The organism is Anaerotignum lactatifermentans (genome assembly GCF_014982935.1).
Classification (GTDB): Bacteria; Bacillota; Clostridia; order Lachnospirales; family Anaerotignaceae; genus Anaerotignum; species Anaerotignum lactatifermentans.
The window spans coordinates 1-3,176 of sequence record NZ_JADCKK010000105.1; the positions used below are offsets into that span (position 1 = coordinate 1).

The window sequence follows — 3,176 nt, forward strand, 5'->3', positions numbered from 1 at the left end:
CGGATGTGATTAATCCAAAAAGAGCCTCGCCAGACCAATTACTCCCTTATCATAAAAAAATAAGTGCAGAGGGTAAAGCACAAATGATATGCTTTATCTCTTACACTTATATGGTACTAAAAAGAAGCGGAATCTGCCAAACACAGGCAATTCACACTTCTTTTTCTTCATTTCTGTTCTGTTTCTGACGAGCTTTCGCCATCGTAATCAATGAGAATCTTTTTGCAGGTCCAGCAATTCCATGCTTCCACCCGTTGATTGGTGTAACCGCAGGACTGCTCCCTGCCTACAGCCAATGTTTCGCCGCCGCCCAAAGGCAAAGCCGGAACAGGCAGTTTCTTTTCCGTCCAGTACACCCCATCACGATTCTGGATATACCCCAATGTCATTTCTTTTCCGCAATAAGGACATTTCATGGCACATCGCCTCCTTTTTCTCATCATAACAGAGGTTTGGGGATTTTGCCAAATGCTTTTTATGCCACTTTTCCCCTTCTGCCAAAGAAAATCCGCCGGAACAGGAACCGCACCAGAGGACCGCAGTAAAAAATCTGCCAGAAAAACGCCATGGGAAAATTACGGATGACGGTGCCGAGCCACTGATTGGCAAAATCCAAGCTGATGCCATGGAAAATGAGGGTAGCCCAAAAACTCATGGCAGGGCACATCAAACTTACGGTGATGCCGGAGCGCACCAGCACCACCAGAATGGGCTTATCCTGCCCCGGCGTTACCAGACGAAACATCAATTTCTGGGCAATTTTATCCATAACAAAGTAACTGGTGACAAAACACAGGGGCAGCATGAACCGCATCTCCCCAAACATAACGGGAAAAACAGCCCTTGTCCATTCCCCCATCTGTATGGAACCATTATAAAACTCCATACCCAGCACCATAAAAAATGACATGAGCAGGGCAAAGACCACTTCCTGCAATCTTGTTTCCGGCATAACATCCAATCCTTTTCTTCCATGAAAAAAAGCAGCCTGCGGGAAAACAACTGGACTTATGTTTTACCTGCACGCTGCTTGATTTCGTCAATGATTTACTTTTGCTCTGCTTTCAGCATACCACAAAAAACAGAGGGACGTAAGGATTTTTTTTAATATTTTTCGATGTCGATGATTTCCGCTTCATAGGGATGTTTCAGTGCTTTCTGACACAGGAAGCCGAAAGTGTTTGTGGTGTCGCTGAGATAGAACCGACGCACGCCTTCTTCCTCGTTTTCGTTGAGCTGATCACGCTCTGCCAGAAATTCCTTCACCTGTCTTGCGGTGGCTTTTGCCGGGTCTACCAGCTTCACCGCATCCCCTACAGTGGTACCGATGCACCGTTTCAACAGAGGATAATGGGTACAGCCCAGTACCAGAGAGTCAATGCCCTTTGTCAGCAATTCCTGCAAATAACTCTGGGCTGTCAGGCGGGAAACCTCGTTATCTGTCCAGCCTTCTTCTGCCAGAGGCACGAAAAGAGGGCACGCCTTGGAAAAGACCTGAATGTCAGGATTTTCCGCACGAATCATGGTTTCGTATGCACCGGAACGGACTGTTGCCGCTGTGCCGATGATGCCCACCTTATGGTTTTTGGTGGCACGGACTGCCGCTTCCACGCCGGGCACAACCACACCAAAAATGGGTGTGTCTGTCGCCGCACGCATGGCATCCAGACTGTTGGAGCTGGCAGTGTTGCATGCCACGATGATGGCTTTTACGTCTTTTGTTTCCAGAAAACGCACATTCTGCAAAGAAAATTTGGTGACGGCTTCTTTGGATTTGCTGCCGTAAGGCACCCTTGCCGTATCCCCGAAGTATACAATATTTTCATGGGGCATGACTTTCATGACCTGTTTGACCACAGTCAAACCGCCTACCCCGGAATCAAATACGCCGATTGGTCTTGTATCCATAAATGTTTTGTCCTTCTTCCTATCCGTGGATGTCCCCTTCCAAAGCGAGAGAAATGAGAATATCCATCCATTCTGTTTTTGACATGCCTTCTTCCTCCCAAGCCATGGGATACATGGCATCAGGCATGGTATGGAGTTCGTGGAAAAGCACACGACCGCTTTTCTCCATAAAGAAGTCTACACGAGCAATGCCTTTCCCGTCAACTGCATGATACATTTTTTCGGAAATTTTTCGCATCTGCGCCAAGGCTTCTTCCGGCACTTTCGCAGGAATGATGATATGCGCATCCTTCTTGGCATCATCGCAAGATTCTGCCCTAGTAACGATTTCTCCTATGCTGCTGATGTGCAGTTTGCCCTTTTTCAGCATGGCACATGCGAATCTGCCACCGTCAATGGCTTCTTCCATAATTACTTTTCTATCATATTTTGCGGCATAACACAAGGCTTTTTCCAGTTCTTCTCTGTTTTTCGCCTTGGAAGCCCCCATAGAGGCACTGGCATTGGCAGGTTTGACGAAACAGGGATAACCCAGTTTTTTCTCTGCCTGACGCATGATTTTTTCCTTTTTTTCTGCCAGAGCTTCCCTATCACACCAGAGAAATTTCGCCATGGGGATTTTTTCCGCCTTGGCAATACGCCTGATGCAAATCCGATTCATAGAAAGGGCAGAAGGCAGAACACCACAGCCCACATAAGGGATTTTTGCCATTTCCAGCAACCCCTGCACCGCGCCGCCTGCCCCATGGAGAGCAGGAATTGCCACATCTACAGGGATTTCCTTATACTTGCCGCCTACCAGCTTCAACAGAGATTTTCTGGAGGCATCGGGGCTTAAGATGGCATCCACGCTGTATTTCTCCCAACGCCCCTCCCGGATGGTATCCACGGAGCCATGACAGATACGCCAGTTTCCGTTCTTTGTGATGCCCACAGGCAAAACGTCGTATTTCTCCTCATCCAAAGCGGCAATCATATCCGCTGCCCACAGACAGGAGATGGCGTGTTCTGGCGACTGTCCCCCAAAAAGCACGACTACGGTCAATTTCTTCATAGGGACCTCCTCTTTTCTTCTGCCTCCCAAAGAGGCTGCAATCCCTATACAGTATATGCGGCGGGGAGTTTTTCCGTGCCTTTTCTTCATAAAAACCTGCTAACAAAAGTCAAGACCTTTTCGCAAGCTTTTTAATGATTTTCAACTAAATAAAAATTCCACGACAATTAGACCGGCTCAAAATCCGGTCTGTTGTTTTCTTGGGTTTATTTTC

At 47.5% G+C, this 3,176-nt stretch carries 5 protein-coding genes; 1 reads left to right on the forward strand and 4 read right to left on the reverse strand.

Going from position 1 to position 3,176, the window contains the following annotated elements:
• On the forward strand, window positions 1-188 hold a 188-nt coding region (locus INF29_RS14600), incomplete at its 5' end, for a hypothetical protein (RefSeq protein WP_207728184.1).
• Here INF29_RS14600 and INF29_RS13880 read toward each other — a convergent pair.
• From INF29_RS13880 to INF29_RS13895, 4 genes are all read right to left on the reverse strand, one after another.
• A complete protein-coding gene (locus tag INF29_RS13880) occupies window positions 168-416 on the reverse strand; it encodes a PF20097 family protein (protein ID WP_072851668.1) in 249 nt (82 codons plus the stop codon). The genes INF29_RS14600 and INF29_RS13880 overlap by 21 nt on opposite strands.
• A gap of 59 nt (window positions 417-475) precedes the next feature.
• On the reverse strand, window positions 476-952 hold the full coding sequence (locus tag INF29_RS13885) for a DUF2798 domain-containing protein (protein ID WP_193487319.1): 477 nt from the start codon (window positions 950-952) through the stop codon (window positions 476-478).
• Window positions 953-1,104: 152 nt separating this feature from the next.
• Window positions 1,105-1,908: a glutamate racemase gene (gene murI / locus INF29_RS13890; protein WP_072851666.1), complete on the reverse strand. Its 804-nt coding sequence runs from the start codon at window positions 1,906-1,908 to the stop codon at window positions 1,105-1,107.
• Window positions 1,909-1,927: 19 nt separating this feature from the next.
• Entirely contained in the window at window positions 1,928-2,962 is a 1,035-nt protein-coding gene (locus INF29_RS13895; protein ID WP_193487321.1) for a D-alanine--D-alanine ligase family protein, read from the reverse strand.
• Window positions 2,963-3,176: the final 214 nt, after the last annotated feature.